General features: G+C 58.1%; 31 protein-coding genes and 1 tRNA gene. 15 read left to right on the forward strand and 17 right to left on the reverse strand.

Going from position 1 to position 24,438, the window contains the following annotated elements; all coding sequences use genetic code 11:
• Positions 1-20 precede the first annotated feature (20 nt).
• The 3 genes from rbsK to ACVWVP_RS14580 are packed head-to-tail and all read left to right on the forward strand — an operon-like array spanning position 21 to position 2,393.
• Positions 21-938, forward strand: coding sequence for a ribokinase (gene rbsK / locus ACVWVP_RS14570; protein WP_457406715.1), 918 nt, complete (start codon positions 21-23; stop codon positions 936-938).
• On the forward strand, positions 935-1,339 hold the full coding sequence (gene rbsD, locus ACVWVP_RS14575; RefSeq protein ID WP_457406717.1) for a D-ribose pyranase: 405 nt from the start codon (positions 935-937) through the stop codon (positions 1,337-1,339). The genes rbsK and rbsD overlap by 4 nt, the downstream gene beginning before the upstream one ends.
• A gap of 25 nt (positions 1,340-1,364) precedes the next feature.
• Positions 1,365-2,393 carry a nucleoside hydrolase gene (locus tag ACVWVP_RS14580; protein WP_178925172.1) on the forward strand — a complete coding sequence of 343 codons (1,029 nt, stop codon included), beginning with the start codon at positions 1,365-1,367 and terminating at the stop codon, positions 2,391-2,393.
• Between the two features lie 33 nt (positions 2,394-2,426).
• Here ACVWVP_RS14580 and ACVWVP_RS14585 read toward each other — a convergent pair whose 3' ends face one another.
• Positions 2,427-2,639, reverse strand: a complete 213-nt coding sequence (locus ACVWVP_RS14585) for a hypothetical protein (protein ID WP_176998756.1) — start codon at positions 2,637-2,639, stop codon at positions 2,427-2,429.
• A gap of 156 nt (positions 2,640-2,795) precedes the next feature.
• On the opposite strand from ACVWVP_RS14585, the gene ACVWVP_RS14590 reads away from it, so the two are divergent.
• On the forward strand, positions 2,796-3,104 hold the full coding sequence (locus ACVWVP_RS14590; protein ID WP_457406925.1) for a hypothetical protein: 309 nt from the start codon (positions 2,796-2,798) through the stop codon (positions 3,102-3,104).
• Between the two features lie 144 nt (positions 3,105-3,248).
• Positions 3,249-3,569, forward strand: coding sequence for an I78 family peptidase inhibitor (locus tag ACVWVP_RS14595; protein WP_178925174.1), 321 nt, complete (start codon positions 3,249-3,251; stop codon positions 3,567-3,569).
• A gap of 73 nt (positions 3,570-3,642) precedes the next feature.
• Here ACVWVP_RS14595 and ACVWVP_RS14600 read toward each other — a convergent pair whose 3' ends face one another.
• Entirely contained in the window at positions 3,643-3,855 is a 213-nt protein-coding gene (locus ACVWVP_RS14600; RefSeq protein WP_003234260.1) for a cold-shock protein, read from the reverse strand.
• 292 nt (positions 3,856-4,147) lie between these two features.
• Entirely contained in the window at positions 4,148-4,459 is a 312-nt protein-coding gene (locus tag ACVWVP_RS14605) for a hypothetical protein (RefSeq protein ID WP_178925269.1), read from the reverse strand.
• Positions 4,460-4,824: 365 nt separating this feature from the next.
• Here ACVWVP_RS14605 and thrS point away from each other — a divergent pair, with 365 nt between their 5' ends.
• The 9 genes from thrS (at position 4,825) to ACVWVP_RS14650 (ending at position 12,281) form a co-directional block, all read left to right on the forward strand.
• The gene (gene thrS, locus ACVWVP_RS14610) at positions 4,825-6,747 is read left to right on the forward strand and encodes a threonine--tRNA ligase (RefSeq protein ID WP_178925176.1); all 1,923 of its coding nucleotides are present in this window, start codon (positions 4,825-4,827) and stop codon (positions 6,745-6,747) included.
• Positions 6,747-7,298 (forward strand): translation initiation factor IF-3, encoded by a 552-nt coding sequence (gene infC, locus ACVWVP_RS14615; protein ID WP_169850653.1) that lies wholly within the window; start codon positions 6,747-6,749, stop codon positions 7,296-7,298. Before thrS ends, infC begins: the two co-directional genes overlap by 1 nt.
• 60 nt (positions 7,299-7,358) lie before the next feature.
• Complete coding sequence (gene rpmI, locus ACVWVP_RS14620) at positions 7,359-7,553, forward strand: 50S ribosomal protein L35 (protein WP_002553160.1); 195 nt, start codon at positions 7,359-7,361, stop codon at positions 7,551-7,553.
• Positions 7,554-7,583: 30 nt separating this feature from the next.
• Positions 7,584-7,940, forward strand: coding sequence for a 50S ribosomal protein L20 (gene rplT / locus ACVWVP_RS14625; RefSeq protein WP_007913489.1), 357 nt, complete (start codon positions 7,584-7,586; stop codon positions 7,938-7,940).
• Between the two features lie 109 nt (positions 7,941-8,049).
• Positions 8,050-9,066: a phenylalanine--tRNA ligase subunit alpha gene (pheS, locus tag ACVWVP_RS14630; protein ID WP_017737822.1), complete on the forward strand. Its 1,017-nt coding sequence runs from the start codon at positions 8,050-8,052 to the stop codon at positions 9,064-9,066.
• A gap of 26 nt (positions 9,067-9,092) precedes the next feature.
• Positions 9,093-11,471 (forward strand): phenylalanine--tRNA ligase subunit beta, encoded by a 2,379-nt coding sequence (gene pheT, locus ACVWVP_RS14635; RefSeq protein WP_457406721.1) that lies wholly within the window; start codon positions 9,093-9,095, stop codon positions 11,469-11,471.
• A 3-nt stretch (positions 11,472-11,474) separates the two neighbouring features.
• The gene (gene ihfA / locus ACVWVP_RS14640) at positions 11,475-11,777 is read left to right on the forward strand and encodes an integration host factor subunit alpha (RefSeq protein WP_002553164.1); all 303 of its coding nucleotides are present in this window, start codon (positions 11,475-11,477) and stop codon (positions 11,775-11,777) included.
• Entirely contained in the window at positions 11,758-12,114 is a 357-nt protein-coding gene (locus ACVWVP_RS14645) for a MerR family transcriptional regulator (RefSeq protein WP_003174972.1), read from the forward strand. Before ihfA ends, ACVWVP_RS14645 begins: the two co-directional genes overlap by 20 nt.
• 90 nt (positions 12,115-12,204) lie before the next feature.
• A tRNA-Pro gene (locus ACVWVP_RS14650) sits at positions 12,205-12,281 on the forward strand.
• Positions 12,282-12,360: 79 nt separating this feature from the next.
• On the opposite strand, the gene ACVWVP_RS14655 is transcribed toward ACVWVP_RS14650, so the two are convergent.
• The 8 genes from ACVWVP_RS14655 to ACVWVP_RS14690 form a co-directional block, all read right to left on the reverse strand.
• Entirely contained in the window at positions 12,361-13,524 is a 1,164-nt protein-coding gene (locus ACVWVP_RS14655; protein WP_457406927.1) for a tyrosine-type recombinase/integrase, read from the reverse strand.
• Positions 13,410-13,796: a helix-turn-helix transcriptional regulator gene (locus ACVWVP_RS14660; protein WP_421547405.1), complete on the reverse strand. Its 387-nt coding sequence runs from the start codon at positions 13,794-13,796 to the stop codon at positions 13,410-13,412. The genes ACVWVP_RS14655 and ACVWVP_RS14660 overlap by 115 nt, the downstream gene beginning before the upstream one ends.
• 83 nt (positions 13,797-13,879) lie before the next feature.
• The gene (locus ACVWVP_RS14665; RefSeq protein WP_457406723.1) at positions 13,880-14,530 is read right to left on the reverse strand and encodes a DUF1281 family ferredoxin-like fold protein; all 651 of its coding nucleotides are present in this window, start codon (positions 14,528-14,530) and stop codon (positions 13,880-13,882) included.
• A 49-nt stretch (positions 14,531-14,579) separates the two neighbouring features.
• Positions 14,580-14,867, reverse strand: coding sequence for a hypothetical protein (locus ACVWVP_RS14670; protein WP_457406726.1), 288 nt, complete (start codon positions 14,865-14,867; stop codon positions 14,580-14,582).
• Between the two features lie 49 nt (positions 14,868-14,916).
• Positions 14,917-15,828, reverse strand: a complete 912-nt coding sequence (locus ACVWVP_RS14675; protein ID WP_457406729.1) for a hypothetical protein — start codon at positions 15,826-15,828, stop codon at positions 14,917-14,919.
• 80 nt (positions 15,829-15,908) lie between these two features.
• Entirely contained in the window at positions 15,909-16,508 is a 600-nt protein-coding gene (locus ACVWVP_RS14680) for a hypothetical protein (RefSeq protein ID WP_457406730.1), read from the reverse strand.
• Entirely contained in the window at positions 16,505-16,816 is a 312-nt protein-coding gene (locus ACVWVP_RS14685) for a DUF4406 domain-containing protein (protein ID WP_457406732.1), read from the reverse strand. The genes ACVWVP_RS14680 and ACVWVP_RS14685 overlap by 4 nt, the downstream gene beginning before the upstream one ends.
• Before the next feature lie 333 nt (positions 16,817-17,149).
• Positions 17,150-18,832 (reverse strand): DNA cytosine methyltransferase, encoded by a 1,683-nt coding sequence (locus tag ACVWVP_RS14690; protein ID WP_457406734.1) that lies wholly within the window; start codon positions 18,830-18,832, stop codon positions 17,150-17,152.
• 42 nt (positions 18,833-18,874) lie between these two features.
• Here ACVWVP_RS14690 and ACVWVP_RS14695 point away from each other — a divergent pair, with 42 nt between their 5' ends.
• The gene (locus tag ACVWVP_RS14695; protein ID WP_457406737.1) at positions 18,875-19,525 is read left to right on the forward strand and encodes a hypothetical protein; all 651 of its coding nucleotides are present in this window, start codon (positions 18,875-18,877) and stop codon (positions 19,523-19,525) included.
• 77 nt (positions 19,526-19,602) lie between these two features.
• On the opposite strand, the gene ACVWVP_RS14700 is transcribed toward ACVWVP_RS14695, so the two are convergent.
• The 6 genes from ACVWVP_RS14700 to ACVWVP_RS14725 form a co-directional block, all read right to left on the reverse strand.
• Positions 19,603-20,634 carry a hypothetical protein gene (locus ACVWVP_RS14700; RefSeq protein WP_457406740.1) on the reverse strand — a complete coding sequence of 344 codons (1,032 nt, stop codon included), beginning with the start codon at positions 20,632-20,634 and terminating at the stop codon, positions 19,603-19,605.
• A 359-nt stretch (positions 20,635-20,993) separates the two neighbouring features.
• Positions 20,994-21,305, reverse strand: a complete 312-nt coding sequence (locus ACVWVP_RS14705; RefSeq protein WP_457406742.1) for a hypothetical protein — start codon at positions 21,303-21,305, stop codon at positions 20,994-20,996.
• A 69-nt stretch (positions 21,306-21,374) separates the two neighbouring features.
• On the reverse strand, positions 21,375-21,971 hold the full coding sequence (locus tag ACVWVP_RS14710) for a hypothetical protein (RefSeq protein WP_457406744.1): 597 nt from the start codon (positions 21,969-21,971) through the stop codon (positions 21,375-21,377).
• Positions 21,972-21,978: 7 nt separating this feature from the next.
• Complete coding sequence (locus ACVWVP_RS14715; protein ID WP_457406747.1) at positions 21,979-22,542, reverse strand: siphovirus Gp157 family protein; 564 nt, start codon at positions 22,540-22,542, stop codon at positions 21,979-21,981.
• Complete coding sequence (locus ACVWVP_RS14720; protein WP_315413017.1) at positions 22,539-23,282, reverse strand: hypothetical protein; 744 nt, start codon at positions 23,280-23,282, stop codon at positions 22,539-22,541. The genes ACVWVP_RS14715 and ACVWVP_RS14720 overlap by 4 nt, the downstream gene beginning before the upstream one ends.
• Complete coding sequence (locus tag ACVWVP_RS14725) at positions 23,282-24,376, reverse strand: hypothetical protein (protein ID WP_457406750.1); 1,095 nt, start codon at positions 24,374-24,376, stop codon at positions 23,282-23,284. Before ACVWVP_RS14725 ends, ACVWVP_RS14720 begins: the two co-directional genes overlap by 1 nt.
• Positions 24,377-24,438: the final 62 nt, after the last annotated feature.

Below are 24,438 nucleotides of genomic sequence, written 5' to 3' on the forward strand. Positions count from 1 at the left end.
GAATTGATGAGTATTGATGTATGCCAGCAAAAGTAGTGGTAATAGGCAGCTTGAACATGGACCTGGTGACCCGTGCCAGCCGGTTGCCCCGCGCCGGTGAAACCCTGATCGGCCAGACGTTCACCACGGTGCCTGGCGGCAAGGGTGCCAACCAGGCGGTGGCGGCAGCGCGTTTGGGGGCCGAGGTGGCGATGGTCGGTCGCGTGGGTACTGATGCGTACGGCACTCAGTTGCGCGATGCACTGCGGGTGGAAGGCATTGATTGCCAGGCCGTCGCCACGGTGGAGGGCTCCAGCGGCGTGGCATTGATTGTGGTGGACGACAGCAGCCAGAACGCGATCGTGATTGTGGCTGGTAGCAATGGCGAGCTGACCCCACAGTCCCTGCACGCCGCGGACGCCGTTCTGCAGTCGGCGGATGTGATCATCTGCCAGCTTGAAGTGCCGATGGAGACCGTTGGCCATGCGCTCAAGCGCGGGCGTGAACTGGGCAAGACGGTCATTCTGAACCCGGCGCCGGCTAGTGGCCCTTTGCCGGACGATTGGTATGCCTCGATCGATTACCTGATCCCCAATGAGAGCGAAGCCACGGCCCTCAGCGGCGTGACGGTGGACTCCCTTGATAGCGCCAAGGTTGCCGCGACACACCTGATCAAGGCCGGCGCCGGCAAAGTCATCATCACCCTGGGTGCGCAGGGCGCGCTGTTTGCCGATGGCACGGGCTTCGAGCACCTGGTGGCGCCAAAGGTCAAGGCTGTGGATACCACGGCGGCCGGTGACACCTTTGTCGGAGGCTTTGCGGCGGCACTGGCCAATGGCAAGAGCGAAGCCGAGGCCATCCGATTTGGCCAAGTGGCAGCGGCGCTGTCAGTGACGCGTGCCGGTGCGCAACCCTCTATTCCTACGCTGCACGACGTTCAAGGTTTTGTACCCTCATGAAAAAGACACCATTGCTCAATATTGCGCTGTCACGCGTCATCGCATCCCTGGGTCACGGCGATGTGCTGGTGATCGGTGACGCTGGCCTGCCCGTGCCGCCAGGGGTCGAGTTGATCGACCTGGCGCTGACCCAAGGTATTCCGGATTTCATCAGCACCTTGCGCATTGTGCTCAGCGAGATGCAAGTGGAAAGCCATGTGCTGGCCGAGGAGATCCTGCTCAAGCAGCCACCGGCGCTGGCGGCACTCAATACCCTGACCGACCAGGCGGCCCTGGGCGAGCGCCGCCTGGTCAGCCATGAAGAATTCAAGCAGCTGAGCCGCAAGGCTCGCGCCGTCGTGCGCACGGGCGAGTGCCAGCCTTATTGCAACATCGCGCTGGTGTCCGGCGTCACTTTCTAGCGTTACCCATGACAAGGAGTGTTTTATGCAACGTGGTCTACCCACCCTGAAAAACCTGTTCCGGAGTGTCCTGCTCTTGTCCGCACTCACTGCAGCCAGCGCCCATGCGGCGGAAAAAATCGACCTGATCATCGACACCGACCCGGGTGCCGATGATGTGGTGGCCTTGCTGTTTGCCATGGCTTCTCCTGAGGAGTTGCACATTCGAGCGCTGACCACTGTTGCCGGCAACGTGCGCCTGGACAAGACTTCACGCAACGCGCGGCTGGCTCGCGAGTGGGCAGGGCGCGAAGATATTCCGGTCTACGCCGGCGCGCCCAAGCCGCTGCTGCGCACGCCGATCTACGCCGAGAATATCCACGGCAAGGAAGGTATCTCCGGCGTTACCGTGCACGAGCCGAAGAAAGGCCTGGCCGAAGGCAATGCGGTTGATTACCTGATCAAGACGCTGAGCAGCGCCAAGCCCCATAGCATCACGATTGCCATGCTTGGTCCGCAGACCAACCTGGCGCTGGCACTGACCCAGGCGCCGGAGATCACTCAAGGCATCAAGGAAGTCGTGGTGATGGGCGGTGCGCACTTCAATGGCGGCAACATTACGCCAGTGGCTGAATTCAACCTGTTCGCCGACCCGGTTGCGGCCGAGATTGTGCTCAAGAGTGGCGTCAAGTTGACCTACTTGCCGCTGGACGTGACCCACAAGGTCCTGACCAGCGAAACGCGCTTGAAGAAGATCGCCGATCTCAACAACAACGCGAGCAAGGTGGTCAGCAATATCCTCAACGAATACGTCAAAGGCGATATGGAGCACTACGGCATCCCCGGCGGCCCGGTGCACGATGCCACGGTGATTGCGTATCTGCTCAAGCCTTCGCTGTTCAGCGGCCGTCAGGCCAATATGGTGGTTGATAGCCGCGAAGGCCCCACGTTCGGTCAGACCATCGTCGACTGGTACGACGGCCTGAAGCAGGAAAAGAATGTGTTCTGGGTCGAGAATGGTGACGCCCAGGGCTTCTTCGATCTGCTGACTGAGCGCCTGGCACGCTTGAAGTAAGGTGTTTGCCGGTCGACGCTCGTCGACCGGTTCTTATTCCCGCTCGGGGTCGTGTGCGCCCATGTGATCGGCCGGGTATTTTTCGAATACCTGGCCGATAAAGGCTTGCGCCGCTTGGGTGCCCAATTCCTTGACCAGCAGGTCGATGCCGATGATTGCCAATTCTTCCGGGCTTCCGGGGCTGTAGGAGCTTTGCCCTTGGGGCCACTTGGCTTTGATATCGGCTTGGAGGGTTACAGTGCTCATGGCTGTCTCGCGGTGTTGAAAGTACTGGGTAGTGCGCTGGAACGCGGTTCTTGCCGGCGCAGTTAACCATTTTGCGCCGCGTTTGGCACTGCTACTTAGGCATGAAGGAAGGGCTATGCGACACTGATGCCCTGTTTAATTGCCGGGGATGACCACGTGCAGATCGATTTGAACAACCCCGAAAACCTGACTTTGGCAACAGTGCGCCAGTTGATTGCCAGTGCCAGTGACGATGAACATGCCCAGTTGCGGGTGACCAAGGCTGGGATCGCTTATCTCTCTTCTGGCAGGGCGGTGGGCGGCGTCGAGATCGAAGGGCTGCTGTTTCGCCTGGAGACCTGGGCCAAGGGCTCAGGCTACGTCGGTAAGGTGGCTGCCAGTGATGAGGTCTGGGTCACCCAGATTTTCAATGCGCTGAAGCAGAACTGGCCAAAGCCTTCGTCCGACTACATCGATATCTACTGAGTGCGTTCATATCTGGTGACGATTGATCGGGCGAATGCCGCTGGAGAGTAGGGCAGACTTGCCCTGCGGCGGTTTACGTCTTGAAACCAATCCGTCATATCGCTGTCGCACGATCTCTGTCCATTTTTTATCATAGGAGGCTTCATGCCTTGGAAGCTCGCATCATTCGGTACTTTGTTGGCAGCACTCGCGTTGGCGGGTTGCAGCACCCCGGGTGCCTCTGAGCCAGGCAAAGCAACCGCCGCAGCTGACGTCGCTCATACCCGCTGTGAGTCGAAAGCTGCCGAGTTTGCAATCGGCCAGAAGGCCTCGCCCCAGTTGCTGGAGCAGGCGCGTACCCGTGCCGGTGCGCAGAACGCACGGATTCTCAAGCCAAACGACATGATTACCCTGGAATACCGCTCCGACCGCCTGAACCTGAACACCGACGACAACCTGGTGATCACGCGGGTCAATTGCGGCTGATAGCTTCAAGGCTTTTGCAGCACCCATAAAAAACCCCGTCACATGGACGGGGTTTTTTTAGCTCAGCGGAGAATTACTCGCCGCGAACCTGTGCAGCTTGCATACCCTTTTGGCCTTTCTCAGCCACGAAGGAAACGGTTTGGCCTTCTTTCAGGCTTTTGAAACCGTCGCTTTCGATAGCTTTGAAGTGTACGAACAGGTCGTCACCGCCACCTTGAGGAGTGATGAAGCCGAAGCCTTTTTCATCGTTGAACCATTTAACGGTGCCGGTTTGGCGATTAGACATGGTGTATCTCCAAGAAACATATATTTTCAGTAGTGCTGTGCTGCTCAGGCCAACTGGGCACACCGGGCTATCATAGTCGAAATGTTCGGCTTGGGAGCCCCCCCAAGGCATTGTTTGCTAATCAATAGCGTTGCGTTTAGTGCGTCGATCGGCTGAAAGCCCCGATCTACGGGGCTTTGGAACGAAATATTAGCTGTTAAAAAAAGCCGTAAAAGCTGCGTAATTTGTGAGAAATGGCAGTTTTCAGGGTGTTTTTTCAGTGAGACGACCGTCTGAACAGTGATGCGGCTGCTTATTTCTTTACGACTTTGCAGGACGAAATCGCCGCGACCGCTTTGTTTTTGAGCGCTGGGCTGGCGTTCGGGTTTTTCATGAGCTCCGTGATTTCCGCCGTGGTCAGTTCGGCGTTGATCTTGTCGGCGCCACATTCGCAATGGTCTTTGGCGGTTTTGGCGTCGACGTTCTGCTGGGCTGCTGCGCTGCAATCCTTGACGAAGCTATCGCGGGCGCCGGCAGGCCAGTTCGAGGGGGCGGCGGCTTGTGCGCCAAGGGAGAGGAGGGTGAGGGATGCTGCAAGAGCGAAGGTCGAGGAAAAACGCATAATTAAATGCTCCTAAGGTCGTGAGGACGAACGGCAATTCTCGATGGGTTTGAGGGGTGGCGTACAGCTCAAGTTCACTTTCCCCGCTTCAACGACTAATTTGTAATTACATAACATGGCGCAAGCACGACGACCGTTCATCTGTGCTAGCATCGTCGACCTGGCTATTTCCAGGCGCGCCATTTGCCGCCTTGCCATGTTCTTTTTAGCTCACTCCAGTCACTCTGGTTCGATTATCGGTTGGCCGAAAGGCTCCTGCCGCTGTAAGGCAGGCGTTCATCACTGAACGGCCTGGTATTGGATCTTGTACTGGCTCATCCCAACCCACGTGACCTTTGGTAGGGGTCACCACTAGGAGAGGAGGCGCCATGCCAACTATTACTCTTCCCGACGGCAGTCAACGTTCATTCGATCATGCGGTTTCCGTAGCCGATGTCGCCGCATCCATTGGTGCTGGCCTGGCCAAGGCCACCGTGGCCGGCAAGGTCGACGGCAAGCTGGTCGATGCCAGCGACCTGATCACCACCGATGCCAGCCTGCAGATCATCACGCCCAAGGACCAAGAGGGGCTGGAGATCATTCGCCACTCTTGCGCTCACCTGATTGGCCACGCGGTCAAGCAGCTGTATCCGACCGCGAAAATGGTGATCGGCCCGGTCATCGAAGAAGGCTTCTATTACGACATCGCCTATGAGCGTCCTTTCACGCCGGACGACCTGGCGGCGATCGAGCAGCGTATGCATCAGCTGATCGAAAAAGATTACGACGTGATCAAGAAAGTCACGCCGCGCGCCGAAGTGATCGACGTATTCACCGCCCGTGGCGAAGACTACAAGCTGCGCCTGGTGGAAGACATGCCGGACGAGCAGGCCATGGGCCTGTACTACCACGAAGAATATGTCGACATGTGCCGTGGCCCGCACGTGCCGAACACGCGCTTCCTCAAGTCGTTCAAGCTGACCAAGCTGTCCGGCGCCTACTGGCGTGGCGATGCAAAGAACGAGCAACTGCAGCGCATCTACGGTACTGCCTGGGCTGACAAGAAGCAGCTGGCTGCCTACATCCAGCGCATCGAAGAAGCCGAGAAGCGCGACCACCGCAAGATCGGCAAGCGCCTGAACCTGTTCCACCTCCAGGAAGAAGCGCCGGGCATGGTGTTCTGGCATCCGAACGGCTGGACCCTGTACCAGGTGCTTGAGCAGTACATGCGCAAGGTTCAGCGCGACAACGGCTACCTGGAGATCAAGACTCCGCAGGTTGTTGACCGTAGCCTGTGGGAGAAATCCGGGCACTGGGCCAACTACGCCGACAACATGTTCACCACCCAGTCGGAAAACCGCGACTACGCCATCAAGCCCATGAACTGCCCATGCCACGTGCAGGTGTTCAACCAGGGCCTGAAAAGCTACCGCGAGTTGCCGATGCGCCTGGCCGAGTTTGGTGCCTGCCACCGCAACGAGCCATCGGGTGCGTTGCACGGCATCATGCGTGTACGCGGCTTCACCCAGGACGATGCCCACATCTTCTGCACCGAAGAGCAGATGCAGGCCGAGTCTGCTGCGTTCATCAAGCTGACCATGGATGTCTACCGCGATTTCGGCTTTACCGAAGTCGAAATGAAGCTGTCCACTCGTCCGGAAAAGCGCGTCGGTTCCGACGAGCTGTGGGACCGCGCCGAATCGGCACTGGCCGCAGCGCTTGACAGCGCGGGCCTTGCGTACGACCTGCAGCCGGGGGAGGGTGCTTTCTACGGTCCGAAGATCGAGTTCTCGTTGAAAGATTGCCTTGGTCGTGTCTGGCAGTGTGGTACCCTGCAGCTCGATTTTAACCTGCCGATCCGTCTGGGCGCCGAATACGTGTCCGAAGACAACAGCCGCAAACACCCGGTTATGCTGCACCGGGCGATCCTCGGTTCGTTCGAGCGGTTCGTCGGGATCCTGATCGAGCACTACGAGGGTGCATTCCCTGCGTGGTTGGCTCCGACCCAGGCAGTGATCATGAATATCACTGATAAACAGGCAGATTTTGCCGCTGAAGTTGAAAAAACTCTCAACGAAAGCGGGTTTCGTGCCAAGTCCGACTTGAGAAATGAAAAGATCGGCTTTAAAATCCGCGAGCATACTTTGCTCAAGGTTCCCTATCTTTTGGTTATCGGAGATCGGGAAGTCGAGATGCAGACTGTCGCTGTGCGTACTCGTGAAGGTGCTGACCTGGGCTCGATGCCCGTCGCCCAGTTCGCTGAGTTCCTCGCGCAAGCGGTTTCCCGGCGTGGTCGCCCAGATTCGGAGTAATTATTATTAAGCGTGAAATGAGACAAGATAAACGAGCTGCACCGAAAGCCCCGATCAACGAGAATATCTCGGCACGCGAGGTTCGGTTAATTGGCGCTGACGGCGAGCAGATTGGCATCGTCTCGATTGATGAAGCGCTTCGTATCGCTGAAGAGTCCAAGTTGGACCTGGTGGAAATCTCCGCCGACGCAGTCCCGCCTGTTTGCCGGGTGATGGACTACGGCAAGTCGATCTTCGAAAAGAAGAAGCAGATTGCTGCGGCGAAGAAGAACCAAAAGCAGATTCAAGTAAAAGAAATCAAGTTTCGTCCAGGGACGGAGGAAGGGGATTACCAGGTAAAACTGCGCAACCTGGTACGTTTCCTGAGTGATGGGGACAGGGCCAAGGTATCCTTGCGATTCCGCGGCCGTGAGATGGCCCACCAGGAGCTGGGGATGGAACTCCTCAAGCGGGTTGAAGCTGACCTGCTGGAGTACGGTTCCGTCGAGCAGCATCCTAAGATGGAAGGACGCCAGCTGATCATGGTCATCGCCCCGAAAAAGAAGAAGTAATCAACAGGGCACGGCAGGCCTTCTGATTATGTTTATCAACTGAATGCGGAGTATCCGAACATGCCAAAGATGAAGACTAAAAGTGGTGCTGCTAAGCGGTTTCTGAAAACTGCTAACGGTATCAAGCACAAGCACGCTTTCAAGAGCCACATCCTGACCAAAATGTCGACCAAGCGTAAGCGTCAACTGCGCGGTAGCAGCTTGCTGCATCCGTCTGACGTGGCAAAAGTCGAGCGCATGCTGCGCCTTCGTTAATTTTTGGATCAAGAATAGAGGAAGTAACTCATGGCTCGTGTAAAGCGTGGCGTCATTGCCCGTAAACGTCACAAAAAAATTCTGAAACTTGCTAAAGGCTACTACGGCGCGCGTTCACGCGTATTCCGTGTTGCCAAGCAAGCGGTAATCAAGGCAGGCCAATACGCCTACCGTGACCGTCGTCAGAAAAAACGTCAGTTCCGCGCTCTGTGGATCGCTCGTATCAACGCTGGTGCACGTGTTAACGGTCTGTCCTACAGCCGTTTCATCGCTGGCCTGAAAAAAGCGTCCATCGAGATCGACCGTAAGGTTCTGGCTGATCTGGCAGTGAACGAAAAAGCGGTGTTTGCCGCGATTGTCGAGAAAGCTAAAGCCACCTTGGCTTAAGTACCCCCGACAGTCATTCTGGGTTGCTCCTGCAGCCCAGGGTGGTAAACGTCATAAATAGGGGAAGAGCCTTCAAGCTCTTCCCCTATTTTGTATCTGGAGTCTGTACATGGAAAACCTGGACGCGCTCGTCGCTCAAGCTCTTGAGGCTGTGCAAAGCGCTGAAGATATCAATGCCCTGGAGCAAATCCGGGTTCACTACCTTGGCAAAAAGGGTGAATTGACTCAGGTGATGAAGACCCTGGGGAATTTGCCGGCTGAAGAGCGTCCGCAAGTCGGTGCGCTGATCAACGTCGCCAAGGAGCGTGTCACAGAGGTTCTCAATGCGCGCAAGGCGACGATGGAGGAGGCCGATCTCGCGGCCAAACTCGCCGCCGAGTCCATTGACGTAACCCTGCCTGGCCGTGGCCAGGCCTCGGGCGGCCTGCATCCGATCACCCGGACTCTGGAACGTATCGAACAGTTCTTCACCCATATTGGCTACGGCATTGCCGAGGGCCCTGAGGTCGAAGACGACTATCACAACTTCGAGGCGCTCAACATCCCTGGCCACCACCCGGCCCGGTCGATGCACGACACCTTCTATTTCAACGCGAACATGCTGTTGCGCACCCATACCTCGCCGGTACAGGTCCGCACCATGGAAGCGAACAAGCCGCCGATCCGCATCGTCTGCCCAGGCCGTGTGTACCGCAGCGACTCCGATATCACCCACTCGCCGATGTTCCACCAGGTCGAAGGCCTGCTGGTTGATCGCGACATCAACTTCGCCGACCTCAAGGGCACCATCGAAGAGTTTCTTCGCGTGTTCTTCGAGAAAGAGCTGGCGGTGCGTTTCCGTCCATCGTTCTTCCCGTTCACCGAGCCATCCGCTGAAGTGGATATGGAATGCGTGATGTGCAGCGGCAAAGGCTGCCGTGTGTGCAAGCAGACCGGCTGGTTGGAAGTGATGGGCTGCGGCATGGTTCACCCGAACGTGCTGCGCATGTCCGGGATCGACCCGGAAGAATTCTCGGGCTTTGCCTTCGGCATGGGCGTTGAGCGTCTGGCCATGCTGCGTTACGGCGTGAACGACTTGCGTCTGTTCTTCGACAACGACTTGCGGTTCCTCGCGCAATTTCGCTAGTCGTAACGAACCTTTAGGAGAGCAGGATGAAATTCAGTGAACAATGGCTGCGTGGCTGGGTAAGCCCGCAGGTAGGTCGCGACGAGCTGGTCGCTCGTCTGTCGATGGCCGGCCTTGAGGTCGATAGCGTTACCCCGGCCGCCGGTGTTTTCAGTGGTGTGGTAGTGGGCGAAGTGCTGAGCACCGAGCAACACCCCGATGCCGACAAGTTGCGTGTGTGCCAGGTCAGCAATGGCGCGGAAACCTTCCAGGTCGTGTGCGGAGCGCCCAACGTGCGCCCGGGCCTGAAAATCCCGTTCGCCATGATCGGTGCCGAGTTGCCAGGCGACTTCAAGATCAAGAAAGCCAAGCTGCGTGGCGTTGAGTCCAACGGCATGCTGTGCTCCCAGGCCGAGCTGCAAGTGGGCGAGGGCAATGATGGCCTGATGGAGCTGCCGGCCGATGCGCCCGTGGGCCAGGACATCCGCGTTTACCTGGAACTGGAAGATGCCAGTATCGAGGTCGACCTGACCCCGAACCGCGGCGACTGCCTGTCCCTGGCCGGCTTGGCCCGTGAAGTGGGCGCGCTGTACAACGCCCCGGTCACCCGCCCGGTCGTTGCGGCCGTGCCTGCGGTGCACGACGAAGTGCGCCCGATTGAAGTGCTGGCGCCAAACGCCTGCCCACGTTACCTGGGGCGTGTGATCCGTAACGTCGACCTGTCCAAGCCAACCCCGCTGTGGATGGTTGAACGTCTGCGTCGCGCCGACGTGCGCAGCATCGATGCGGCCGTCGACATCACCAACTACGTGATGCTGGAGCTGGGTCAACCGCTGCACGCTTTCGATCTCGCCGAAATCAACGGTGGCATCCGCGTGCGCATGGCCGAAGAAGGCGAGAAGCTGGTGCTGCTCGACGGCCAGGAAGTCAGCCTGCGCGCCGACACCCTGGTGATCGCCGACCATTCCCGTGCCCTGGCGATTGCCGGCGTGATGGGTGGCGAGCACAGCGGTGTGTCCGACACCACTCGCGACATTTTCCTTGAGAGCGCGTTCTTCGACCAGATCGCCATCGCTGGCAAGGCCCGCTCCTACGGCCTGCACACCGATGCGTCGCACCGCTATGAGCGTGGCGTGGACTGGAAGCTGGCCCGTGAAGCCATGGAGCGCGCCACTGGCCTGCTGCTGGAAATCACCGGTGGCGAAGCCGGCCCGATCACTGAAACCGTCAGCGAGCAGCACCTGCCGTCCGTTGCGCCGATCACCCTGCGCGCCAAGAGCGTAGAGCAAATGCTCGGCCTGGTGATCGAGCCGGCTGAAATCGAGCAACTGTTGTCCGCCCTCGGCCTGGGTATCACTGCCGGCGGGGAAGGGCAGTGGCACGTTGAAGTGCCAAGCCATCGCTTCGATATCAGCCTGGAAGTCGACCTGATCGAAGAACTGGCCCGCCTGTATGGCTACAACCGCCTGCCGGTTCGTTACCCGCAAGCACGTCTGGCACCGCAACCCAAGGCCGAAGCGCGTGCGCACCTGCCTGAGCTGCGTCGCCTGCTGGTCGCCCGTGGTTACCAGGAAGCGGTGACCTACAGCTTCATCGATCCCAAGCAGTTCGAACTGTTCAACCCGGGCGTCGAGCCGCTGTTGCTGGCCAACCCGATCTCCAATGACATGGCCGCAATGCGTTCGTCGCTGTGGCCAGGCTTGGTGAAGGCCCTGTCCCACAACCTGAACCGTCAGCAAGACCGCGTGCGCATGTTCGAAAGCGGCCTGCGTTTTGTCGGTCAACTGGACGGCCTGAAGCAAGAGCCGATGCTGGCGGGCGTGGTGTGCGGCAGCCGCCTGCCGGAAGGCTGGGCGCAAGGTCGCGATGCGGTGGACTTCTTCGACGTCAAGGCAGACGTGGAAGCGGTGCTGGGCTTTGCCGGTGCCTTGGATGACTTTACCTTCCTGCCTGGCAGCCACCCAGCGTTGCACCCTGGCCAGACTGCGCGTATCGAGCGTGAAGGTCGTTTGGTGGGCTTTGTCGGCGCCATTCACCCTGAGCTGTCGAAAACCCTCGGCCTGGACCGCCCGGTCTTCGTTTTTGAGCTAGTCTTGGCTGAAGTCGCGTCGGGCAAGATGCCTAAATTCAGCGAGTTGTCGCGCTTCCCTGAAGTGCGTCGTGACCTCGCGCTGATTGCCGACCGTGAAGTGGCCGCCACTGCCGTTCTGGATGTAATCCGTGAAAATGCAGGGGAATGGCTGACAGACCTCAGGCTATTTGACGTCTATCAGGGTAAAGGCATTGATCCGCATAGAAAAAGCCTTGCAGTTGGCTTGACCTGGCAGCATCCATCGCGCACTCTTAATGACGATGAGGTGAATACCACGACACAAAATATCCTCACCTCGCTCGAACAAAGGTTGAACGCCACGTTAAGGAAGTGACGTATGGGGGCTTTGACGAAAGCTGAGATGGCGGAACGTCTGTACGAAGAGCTGGGTCTGAACAAGCGCGAGGCCAAGGAATTGGTCGAGCTGTTTTTTGAAGAGATCCGACACGCTCTGGAAGACAACGAACAGGTCAAATTGTCCGGTTTCGGCAATTTTGACCTGCGGGACAAACGCCAGCGGCCTGGCCGCAATCCAAAAACGGGAGAAGAAATCCCGATCACGGCTCGCCGTGTGGTCACCTTTCGTCCAGGGCAGAAGTTGAAGGCCCGAGTTGAGGCTTATGCTGGAACCAAGTCATAACGACGAGCTACCCGTCATCCCAGGCAAACGCTACTTCACCATTGGTGAAGTCAGCGAGCTCTGTGCGGTCAAGCCGCACGTGCTGCGCTATTGGGAGCAGGAGTTTCCTCAACTCAACCCCGTCAAACGCACCGGGAACCGTCGGTATTATCAGCGCCAGGATGTGCTGATGATCCGACAGATCCGTGCGTTGCTGTACGACCAGGGGTTCACCATCAGCGGCGCGCGCCAGCGTATGTCCGGTGATGAAGCCAAAGACGACACCACCCAATACAAGCAACTGATCCGCCAGATGATCTCCGAACTCGAAGATGTGCTGGTGGTGCTGAAAAAATAATTTCAGCTTTTAAAATACTTCCACATTTCAAAAGCTTGCGGTATATTCCGGTTCGCTTCGTCAAGAAGCGAACCCAGTAACACGCCTAGTCGGGGCGTAGCGCAGTCCGGTAGCGCACTAGCATGGGGTGCTAGGGGTCGAGTGTTCGAATCACTCCGTCCCGACCATATTTTTCAATGACTTAGGCCAATGTTTACAGCATTGGCCTTTTTCATGTGCGTGACATTTGCGTGACTTGTCGTTTTCTCACGCCTGCTTCCTCTTCAAAATTGTCAGAACCGGTCCGCGAGAATCGGTTGCTGATACCATGTTCGCAGCTTCGATCAAATGCCCGAGCTCGGCGCCCGAGTAGTGACTGGTGATGCTGCCGTTCTTGTGGCCCAGTAGGGCTTTGCGGTCTTCCTCGGTTACGCCTGCTGCGCGGAGCCGCCGGCCAAACGTGTGTTTAAGGTCATGGATCCTGATGGATGCATACCCAGGGTGAGCGGGGCGAAGGTTTTCCTCCTGCCAGAGTTTCGCCGCTCTCACCCGCGCCTTCTTCCAGGCTGAGTCGTTCATGCGGTGCATCGCGGTGCCGTTGTATGGGAAAACCCATTCCTTGCTGATGCCGCGCTGCTTCTCGATGATCGACCTGGCCACACTGTTCAGCACCACCAGCCGCTCGTCACCGTTCTTCACGCCTGAGCGCTCATGCCGACCGCCAAAGTCGGCCGGTATCAGAAATACGCTGGTGCCCAGTTCGGGTACCGCAATCTCCCAATCCCATCTCAGCTTGCAGACCTCCTGCTCCCGCGTGCCGGTGTTCACTTTGAACAGCGCCATGGTTTGCAGGTGAGCCGGCAACTCTCCGAAAAGAATCGACTGCTCCGGCCATGACATCGGGTACGGCTTTCGGCTCGACTTCTTCTCTTCCAGTTTCGTGAGCATCGGCACGCTATCCAGCCACGGCCTACGCTCATCATCTCGCCACTTCCTGGCACACAACGACAAAACCCGAACCACACGCTCGATCGAGATGTTTACCGTTCTGTTGCTGACACCCTTCTTCACCTTCCCATCTTCCAGCTTCTTGGTCGCCAACCTGTCTTTGATGAAAGGCACCAGGGCCTGATCATCAATATGGGTCAGCGGCATGTCGCCAATGAATGGGTCGAGCTGTGAGAGGTGATGCGCCGAAAGCTTGATAGACGGCTGGTCTTTGAACTCCAGCAGGAAGCGAGTTGCCGCCTCCCGCCAGGTCCTGACCTTCTTCACGCCGTACACCTTCTGCTGCCGGATCTGCTCCAACCTGTAGATCAGGTAGCGTTCCGCTTCTTCCCGGTCACCAGTTCCAGTGCTTTCGTAAAGTCGTTCTCCGTTGATTTTCTTGTCGATATGCCAGATACCTTTCCTTTGGGAGAGGCCTGTGATCGATTTTCGCGCCATGATTTATCTCCTTTCTGGCGCTCGCTGCGGGGCGATTGTTGCTCCGTTGCGCCTTTTTTATCAATCGCCTTTGCCTCGACGTACGCCGTGGCCCAGTCGTCCAGTTCCTGGCGGTCAAACCCGACGCCGCGCCCGCCGATGGGGAACTCGCTGACGAAGGGTCTGACGGTCTCGTCGAAAATTGCCCGGCACATGCCCAGGTATCCAGGCGCTTCCTTTGCCCTGATGAATCGAGGGATCAGCTGTTGAGCGCCCATAGCTATCTCCCGCAGCCCATTCCGGGCCGCGCTGAATTGGTCGTCATGTTGTGTCCTTGCCGCGCTGGGCGGCAGAAGGTGGGTTATTCGTCGTCTTCGTCGTCAGCTGGTCGCCCGGTCAGGTCGCGCGCAAAAGCGCTCCACTTGTCTTGGTCTTGCCGGCTCATCTCGTTCCAGTTACCTGCAACATCCTCGGATGACACCTCGCCGCCGCTCCAGGCGATTGTTCCGCAGTTGCTGCCGATATCCTCATCAGCAAACCGAACGACGATCGTGGCGTCAGGGAATTTGGCAGAGAGCGCCTTGTAGATGGGGCGCGGGCACGACCAGGCTGTCTCGAACTCAAACGCTTGATCATCCAGATTTAAAGCCTGATTGCAGGCGTTCCACTTGGTGCCCCACTGATCGCGGGCAAAGTCCATGCTGTGGAAGTACCCGTGCTGGCGTTTGTTGCGCAGCATCTGCACGAACTGCTCGAAGCCCTCATCGCTTAATTTCAGCACGTCCACCTTCGTGCGGCTGTCGCGCTGCAGGGATGCGATAAGCGGGTGATCATTCAGGGGCTGAGCTGTGATCACCTCAGCCGCTTCCTCGGCCGCGCAATCGATACCATTCCAATCGTAGGTGCCCATGAAGGGGATGATGGCGTTGAAGTCGATACGGCCCTCTGCGTTGAGCAGGCTTTCCAGAACTTCGCGAGGGGCTTCTACTTTGTTCGTAATCCAGTTAGGCATGAAATAGCTCCGCCCGCCGCTCACCGGCAGGCATGTAGGGGGATTGGGGTTATTTTGGAAGTTCGTTGTCGCGAAGGGCGGCAGCTTTTTCATCGGCGCGCATGGTGTGCTTCGCTCTGGCGCAGCTAAGGCCGCCATAAGCAGAAACGCTGTAGCCGATCAGCTGCATGAGCTGGGAACGATCATCCTTCGAGTATTCGCGAAAGGCGATATCGTTCAGGTCCAGGCCATGCTGTGCACACAACTCCTGCATATCGCAGATGATTTGGTTCTTCTTGAACCTGACGACTTGATCTGCAGCTATTTCAACCGGCTGCATTGGTTGGCGCTTGCTCATGGCCTTGGCCCCCTGTAGATGAACACGTAGGCGAACCAGAGGGTGGCGATCATGGCGTCACCCGCTTGAACTCGACCACCCAGACCCACGGGTTGGCGTTCCAGGACTCGGCGCCGTTGATCCCCACCCACAATTCGCGCCAGGCGTCGAAAGGATCAGTCCAGCTGCCCGGGCCTGGTTCGGATTTGAATGGGTGGAAAGCGTAATCACCGTCGCCCTGATGGATTCGGTTGATGCCCTCGGCGACGTAGCGGCTTTCGAATGCTGTCTCGCCTTCGCCGGCCTGTAGGCGCTCGACGCGAACTTCAGTGATCTCCAGCAGGATGCGGCACGCGGCGCGGGGCATGTGAATGCTGGGTTTGTATTTGAGTCCGAAGTCTTTCCTGGCCTCATCGCTGTGTGACCCTGGGCGGCAGTCGGCAGCGTAGGCGTAGCGCTGGAGAGGGCCGTCCGGGTCTGGTCGATGCTCGACGCCGGTGCCGCGCAGATCGATGAACGTCTCGCGCACCCAAAGGCGATCGCGTTTCCGGCCATATGGGCAGCCGCCGTACATGGCAAGCTCGGCGGCGCATTCCTGCTCGGTCGCACCGAACGCGGCGAATCCCCAGCGCGGATGGTCCTGAACAACGGCAATCCACTGATGCTCCGGGGAATCGGATTTGCTAGGGCTCGGGATCTGATTGCCTTTGACCAGGCGGCGCGTGACGGTCTTTTGTCCGGACAGAATCGCGCGAACCATTGCACCGTTGAAAAGAATGGGCCGCTCTTTATGGAGCGGCTCTGGCGCCGGGCGCGGCTTAGCCATTTTTGCCTGACACCGTTTGCAGCTGACAAAATCGCGTTGGTGGGTACCGTCCCACGCCACCTCGGAATCTTCGTTAAGCCCGCAGGCCGAGAGCGCCCAGCGCTCGTTATCCTGAGTGCACCCTGAGTCGACGATCAGGTGGTTTTTTCTGGGCATGACTTCGTCCTTGCCGCTATAGCGGCTGACTTTGAAGGGGGAGGGGGTACAGGTTTTGCGGGTGGAGTACGGATGTACTCCTATCGGGTTTTCGCGGCGCGCTTGCGGAACTCGTAAACCATGCTGCGCAGATCTACCAGTGACTCCTGGAGGTCGCCGCGGGCGGAATCGATATTCTCCATCAGCTCACCTTCGCCGTCGTCACCGCCCTCATCAACGGCCAGCAGAGCCAGGCCGTACGCCTGGAACTTCGCCTGCACGTCATCGGCTGACTTGGCCATGTACTCGGCGTGCTCGATGGCGTAGTCCTTGTTGGATCGCTCAGTGGAGGTAGGCGCTGCATCGCAAAGCTCAAGCACCCAATCAATCCATTCCTTGCGCTGCCTGTACTGCGGTTGGTCGTCGTCAATCGCTTTGACCATATGGTGCGGGCTGCGGTTGATTGACCTTACCGCACTGACCAACTCGTCCCAGCGCTCATCCGCTGCGGTCAGGCGCTGTTGCAGCTCCTTCTCGCGGCGCTCCGAGGCAACACAGCGCTCGGCAGCATCCAAGAACAGGCGAGTGGTCTCATCAAAGGCGGAAGCCATCACAACCTCAGGGCCATGCGGATCGTAGCCAATGGTCGCGCCCGCTGCTGAAAGCATCGTCACGACGTTGTATCGATGAACTTCGCTCATACAGCCTCCCTCGTTACCAGATCATGGGCATTCACAACCGTCATGCCGAGGCGTTCGGCGATCAGGACTTCCAGGCGGGCACCCTTTGAATGCTCCCAGCCGGGCAGGGTTGCCACGGTGTCGCAGTCCATCAGGGCGGCAATGTCGCGGCGCATGCAATCGTTCCAGGTGCCGCCGTCGGGGTTGATCTCGGCGGGGTTGCTGACGGTGTGGCCTCCGGCGCGCAGGTTGGTGGTCATTGCGTGGAAGGCGGCGAAGTTGAGGCCGGGCGGTCCGGTCATGGGGCCGCTCAGGTAAATCCGTTTCACGGGGAGTCCTTACCGGGCCATGCCCGGGCGGTGGAGTTTGAAAGGGGATCAGCTACAGTTCAGCAATCAGCCAAACGGAGGTGGTGATGGACAATTACGTTTGCGTTATCTGTGGCGGGAAAGGCAAGGAAAGGTATTCGCCGGGGGAGTTCAGAGATGTCGAGTGCTCCGACTGCGGAAAATACTTGATATCGTTAACGGTGCTGGACGAGATGAGGAAAAGAGGTAGCCGCTTCAATATCCCGGCCACCAGGTCATGCATAAATAGTTTTATCGCTGCCGGCAAACCTGCCGTGATTTCCCGCGCGGAGGTTGCGGCATATCAGCTGTTCGCTACGTAGTGTCAACCTGAGACAGGAGGCGACGGCCTATCCAGCGAACCACGGTGACGGCCTTGCTGTTGCCGATCGCCTTGTAGCGGGGGCCGTCCGGGCACTCACTGGCTGGCTTGCCGCGCCAGGGGATCAGGGTGTAATCGTCGGGCATGCCCTGTAGGCGTTCGCACTCGCGCGGAATCAGACGCCGGACGGATGAGCCAATCTGAGCTGATGGCATTCCCTGACCTGCTTTGCCACCGCCACCGCTGAGGGCGCCGGTGATGCCGCCGTCACCATCTTCATATCGCAATTCGGCCCGTGAGTTCTCAGCGAATGCAGCCACAATCGGCTGGCCTCGCCCGGTCCCGTCCTCGCTGCCGTCGAACCCCTCAGCCTTGAGCGTGTGCGTGATGTCTCCAGTGATGCACACGGCGACCTGCCCGCCTGCATTGGCGTGGCTGCCTGAGTGATTCATTGCCCGCAGGGTAGGGGCGATAACCCCAGCATCGGCGCCGTGATCCTTGCAAGAGAAGGCGAGCACCGCGTTTTCCTGGCCGTTGTTCCTGCCCAGGGCAAAGGCGAGCTTGTTGCTGACGCCGGGGTCTTGTGTGCCATGCACTACCAGTAGGCCAGACTCGGCATCCTGATTGGTGGCGCTGCCAGCCGCCTTGCCGTTGGCGTTGAGTGTGCCTGCGATCAAGTGCCCGGCCTGGGCCTGGTTGTCGTCAGCCCCGCAAGTGCCAACACCGTTCGCTGTCAGCGCAGCTACTGGCTTGTCCTGAACAAAGAACGTCTCGCTGTCCAGGTCATTGCGGCCTTCGTGGTGGGTGAGGGTGCCTGCCTTCTCGATGGATCCGGACATTCGCCCAGCGCCGAAGGCTGGGATACCGCCGAACATCGATACGGCAGGACCAAAGTCACCCTCGCAGTTCGGGCAGCCATAGGCACCTAACTGCTCGGGGAAGACGTACTCGCATCCTTCTCCGCACTGGAGCGCAGGGCCGAAAGGAGCTGTTCCGGTAACGTCCTGCCCCTGGCCTCGGCGCGGCGCAGTATCCCGGCGCACGCCTTCTCGCTCAAAAAGTACCTCGCTGGGATCGAATCCGTCACGAGCACTTGCGACAACGAACACACGACGGCGTCGTTGGGCCAGGCCGAAATATTGGGCGTCCAGGACCCGCCACGCGATTGTTCTTTTGGGTCCATACACACAACCAGCGTCCTGCCATTTTTTCCCTGGAGGCTGCAGCTCGCAGTCTTCCCCAGCAAGCGCGCCAAGAAAGCATCCGAAGGCGTTCCCTTTGTCGCTGAGGACGCCGGGGACGTTCTCCCAGACGATAACGCTGGCGGGCTTTCGCTGGCCAGCGCGAACATAGTCAACTGCATCTGCAAGCTCCACGTATTTGATGGTGAGGGCGCCGCGCGGGTCGGTGAGACCTTCGCGCATACCGGCGACCGAGAAGGCCTGGCACGGGGTGCCGCCGACCAGCACGTCCGGCGCCGGGATCTTGCCGGCCAGCACCAAGGCTGCCAGTTTGGTCATGTCGCCGAGGTTCGGCACGTCGGGGTAGTGGTGGGCCAGGACCGCCGAGGGGAACGGCTCAATTTCGGCGAACCAGGCGGCGCGCATGCCCAGCGGATGCCAGGCCTGCGTTGCAGCCTCGATACCGCTGCACACGCTTCCGTAAGTGATGGGCATGTTGGTTCCTCGTCGGTATAGTCCGAGAAAATGGAGGGGCATATGGACCGCAGGACGAAAATAGCTGTGTGGTTCACAGCTATATATCTAGTTGGAATTGCACTACTTATTGCATTCAAGTGGTCAGAGTTTTTTGGTCTTCAACTCAGCGCATTAGGTGATTTTTTGGCAGGGGTCTTTGGGCCTTTGGCTTTGGCGTGGCTCGTGTTTGGGTATTTCCAACAAGGAGACGAGCTTCGTCAGGGCACCAAGGCGCTAAAGCTACAAGCGCAGGAGCTTAGTAATTCTGTCGCGCAGCAAAGTGAACTGGTTGCTGCTCAGAAAGAAAGTCTGCGGAATTATGAAAGATCGATGGAGCCGATATTGCACATAAGTGTTAAAGACGCAGATTTTACCCAAGATGGTTTCGTAATTGATTTGGACTTGGTTAACTCTGGCGAGTATTGCGAGTCTATTTGCATGAAATTGTTCTCGCAGCATTGTCCTCCCAAAAGGCGGGATCTAGAGCCACTTATTAACGGCGGGAGTCGATTCGTGAGATTTAGCGGGCTTCATGAGTGGGAGGACTTTAATATCGTTGTGGAATACAAAACTCGAAGTGGTCGTATTAACGCTCAAGAGTTTCGTTTCGTTTATGTAAATGAAGACAATAGCTCATCTTACGAGGTCAAAAAGCAGGCTTTTTTAAACTGATTTTTCTGAAATGGTTACTTGCCGGCTGGCGTGATTCGTTGATATGGGTTATTACGGGTGACCGGCATGGATCCGGATCAGGCAGCCTGTGAAATCGGCACAGCCTTCAGGTCGTCCTTCTCGTCGGCATCGCCCAGGTAGGGCTTCAGCTCTGCGCGGGTGTACTTTCCAGCCCTGATCGTGTCACTGGTGTACCCGCTGTAGTTTGGCCGGAAGTAGACCCCATCCTTAACGTTAAGGATCATGAACAAAGGCTCAGGCTCCGGGAAAAGCACCTTGCGCAGCACCTCTGCGCGCTGATAGTTCATCCCGGCCACCGCCCTGGCGATCAATTCTTCCAGTCGCTGGCGACGGGCTCGCTCGTTCTTCTTGGCTCTGATGTCTGTCGGCCGCTCAACAAACAGCTCGAAGCAAGCCTTGTTGTCGTAGCCGTACTTGCCATGAGCGACCCACCACATGTTGTTGATGTTCACGAACGCAGTGCCCTGGTACCAGCGGCCTTTGCGGTCGGTCGTCCAGACCTTCGCGCCATGCTCAATGGTTTTCTTGTCGCCTGATCCTGAGTTGTAGTCGGCGGCAGGAATGGTAGGCGGGCCAAAGCGCCGAGCGCTCACGTAGTCGGCATTTATCCACTCGGTATTGGTCATTCCGCCCAAGCCACACTTTCGCCCTGGCGCTTTGAACGTATAGCCGGTGAAGACGTTGCACAGGTAGTCACGAATGCGGGCGCGTGTCCGCTGCATTTCCAAGCGTGCTAGGTATGGCATGTGCTTTTCTTTGTCGCTTTGGTACCGACCGCCGTGGTCTGCGCGATCCGGTGTATTCACGGACTGGAAAAACTCCAGCTCGATGCTGCGCCCGCTGATCTTGAGGTCGGCTTGTAGGTCACCCTTCACGCAATGACGTGAATTGTTGTCGGTGAAGATATGGGTCTGCTCGCCGACGGTCCAGCCGATCCGATTGAGCGTTTGAATGATCCGCTTGAACACTTCGCGCTTGAACTTGCGTTCCCAGATCACCTTGGCATCCCATTCGCGAGGAATACCTTCCTCCCACACGGCCAGGCGCGCCTCGCCGAACGACACGCAACCTTCGCGTTGAATTTGCATTGGATTATCTCCAGTCAGGCGCCGTCCTCCGTGATATCGGATGGAGGCGGAATGATTGATGGCGTTACTGGGCGGGGAAATTTACAATTTCTGTTTTATCATGGAGATGAATAAATGTTCCCCAAGTACGTGCGCCCGGTTGGCTATGGTTTGGTGGTAGTAGGGACGATCTCACTACTATTTTCGGCTTTCGAGTTGTTTGCTGGAAGAGATTCTCTGTTCGCCGTGGCTAAATCAGCAGTGTTTGTTCTGTTTGGTGTTTGGATTATCAAGAGCGCAGCGAAGGTCTAGCTACATCCCAAAGTGCCAATTTCACACCGCTTTCGCCCTCCGTTACCGGATGCAGCGAGTAGGGTGGGTTATGCTTCTTCGGCGTCGAGCCGTGATGCTTGGCGCCGGCCTATGGCGTAGATTTCTGCCGCCACGTTTTCGTCAACTTCGATTTTGTGGAGCGAACGAAGCGCCTCCCGTGCACCGGCGGGGCCGAGGGAGTGGGCATAGCGGAGGGAGCCGGCCATCACTGATGCCTGTTCAGTGTCTTCAGTCCAGGCCATGAGGTCGGCGAGCATTTGCTTCTCGCCAGCCCGTACTCGGTGCCTCAGCTCTTCTTCGCCAAGCTCCTTGCGTTTCGCCGCGCTCTTTGCAGATCGCGCTTTCTGATCCATGGCCATGGCCTACCTCTTCTATTCCGCTGGCCGGCAGTGCGAGCCAGGTTTGACGTTTGCGTTGCTGGATGCGGGCTATGCGGCGCATCGTTGGCCGCCTGCACGAGACTTCGGATAATCAATTGAGTGCTTTTCAAGCAGCCGAGACAGCGTGGTGCCGGTGATGTGAAGCTTCACGCAGAGCCGGCGCCGGCTGATTCCGAGCGTCTTGAATGCATTGATGCGCTCAATCAGGATTGTTTCTCGCTCGGCTGCGGCCTTAATTCGTCCAGGGCTGTTGTGCCCACCGTGCGTGGACCGCTTGAACTTGAAGTCGAACTCTTTCGACATGCTGAGCAAGGTTCGTCTGCCGATCCCGGTGATGTCGATCACTTCGCTCTGGGTGTGATTGGGCGCAAGCTCCATCACCCATTCAACGCGCTTACGGCGCTGCTCTTGCTGAATCTCCAGCGGAGTAGGGGGCGGCGGGGCGACCGGCTCAACCCGGCGCCGAACAAAAGGCTTTGGCGCCGGCGGCATCTGGTTGCTGTAGGTGATGGGCTTTGGCTTGTAGCCGATCGGCTCGGCTATATCGATCTTGCCGCCTGACGCCAGGAACTGATCGACCGCGGCGGCGAGTTCATCCGAGGCCGGGCGCAGTTGCTCGACCATGCTGAGGTGATTGCTGATCATGCTGACCTCACTTGATACGAATCGAACTGTCGCCGCGCTCCAAGTGAGCCCAGGTCGGTTCGGGTAGAAGTTCGTGTTCTGCGTCTTCACCAGCATCCATTCGCTGGCGCACTTCGGCGTTGTGATCGCGGATTTCCTTGAGCTTGGCGGCGATAGCCTTTTTGTCCGGCGTGATGCTCGACTTCACAGCGGTCAGCTCGTCCGGCACTGCGTCTTCGTTGTCCACGATCACGCGCTCGCTGCCCATGGCTAAGGTGATGGTGAAGAGCGGGCGTTTAATCGACTTGATGTTGGCCGCTTCCATGTTGCGGCGCAGGTAATCGGTGATCTGCAACAAGCTGTTGGATTTGATCCGTTTGAGTTCGGCCAGGCGTTCGATCTCGTTGTCGATCGCTGTCACGTCGCTTTCGATGTTCCGGCGCAACATGACGATGTTGTCGGCCTTGTCGTTGAAGTCACCTTGCACTTCGTCCATGGCGTGCTGAAGAGCCTCTTTCAGGCCCTCATCATCGGTGTCGGCCATGGCCTGGAGCTCAGCCAGCTTGCCGGTCAGTGCGTAGAGTTGAGTCATGCTGCGTCCTCAGTCAATTTTTCCAGGGTGGCTTTACGTTCTTCGAACGCCCGGGTGATCCGCGCGATGAAAGCCGGCTCGTTGCGGCGTGTTGCCTCACGAATGTATTTCACGTTCAGTGTTTTCAGCTCGTAGGCGGTTACCGCCTTGCCGATGGTCTCGACAGCCGAGGCGAGCCAGTCAATGCGCTCCTGTTTTTGGCGCAGAATTTCGGCGTCTTTGTCTTCAGCCTTCTCAATCTTGAATTCTTCGGTGATGGTGTCGACGTAGGTGGGGTCGTCGAACATGCCCAGGTAAATGTCAGCCGCGAAGCCCAAGGCTTGCAGGCACTTACCGATGCCATCGGTGAGGGACTTTTTCGCCGTATCCCAGTCAGTAAGGATTTTCCCCTGCTGCAGGTATACGAATGGTGTGTGGCCGTACTGCTGGATTGTGCATTTCTGCCCGGCCTTGCCCGTGTACCAAAGCTCTACCTTTACGGTATGCACCTTCGCGCAGATCATTGGTGCTCCAGGCCACTCTTTCGTTGGCGCCTGGAGGGGCGCGCCTTCGTCAAAGCGATCCTCAAGCACTGTCCAGCCCCAGCCTTCACCGCACGGGCCAAACAGCTCTGTGGCCCGATGCATCAGGTAAGTGGGCCTGATGGCGGTCCCCTTGAAACCGCCTGCGCCCGTAAATTTTTTGGTGACCTCGGGGTCGGTAGTTTCGACCTGATCCCATATCCTGGTGTTCTCAGACATCACTTGTTCCTCCAGCTGTCAGCACGCTTGGCCAGCTCCTTGAAGGAAGCCGACGGCAGCCTGCTCATGTATTTTTTGTGGTCGCGATACCATTCTTCCAAGGCGGCTTTGGGCGTCTGGATGGCAACGACGTGGGAGACCTGCTGCTTGTACGAAGTCGAGTTTGAAACCTGAGAGTGGAAGGTCCGGCTCACCACTACGGTGTTGGTCATTCCCTGCTTGACCAGGTTGTTCAGCTCTTCCTGGGATTGAACTGCAATGGCGCCGGGGTGCTTCTGCTGGAACAACCTGTAGCAGGCCTCCTTCACAAGCTCAGTGCTGCCATACTCGACGTATTCAACGTCGGGAATTCCTGCCTCGATCTTCTCCGCCACTTCATCCAGGCGCCCGGTGTCGATCCAGGCGTTTTTAGATACCTGTTTCAAGTCCCAACCGCTGACCGTCTGGCGATCACGCTCAAGCTGCAGGTGTTCGGGGAGGATGTCGTAGCCGTAGGTCAGGTCGGTGTCGCACACGAAGAGCGTGCCGACGTAGAGCTTCCCCGGCCGGGAAGGCAGGATGTGGCCGTATTTGGTGCCGATGACGTCGCTCATTGGCGGCTGCATGCGCAGGCACATGCTGCGGATTTCCGCTTCGTCATCCTCAGTGAGACCGGAGACAACGAACTCAACGCCCTGATTCTGCCGGTGCGCCGGGGTCTCGTTGATGCATAACACTTCGGCGTCGAACTGGTCGCTGTGCCGGAACTCTGGTACCCATTGTTTGTTGCCGTTCAGCACCTTCACGTCGTAGCCATTCCGGGTCAGTACCAGCAGGGCGATTTTGTAGCCCTCGCCGAAGCTACCGATGGCATCGGCGCGGTCAGACTTGGACGTGCTGCCCAGCACCAGGGTGCTGGCCTCCAGCCTTGCAAAGCGGCTGGTGATGAATAGCTGGCCTTCGGCGAAGGCGTATTCAAACGGCGACTCGCTGTCCAGGGCGTTCTGTACCAGCTCTCGTATGGCTTCTTTCAGGCCCCAGTGGCGGACGTAATCGCGGGACAGGGGAAGTTCGTAGGACTTGGAACGGATGCGATCTGCAATAGCTGCGAGCATGGCAATACTCCCGCGCCATCCTTGCGAGGCGCTGTGAGGTGTTGTTTATTGAGTGATTCGAT

The organism is Pseudomonas sp. TE24901 (assembly GCF_054058375.1).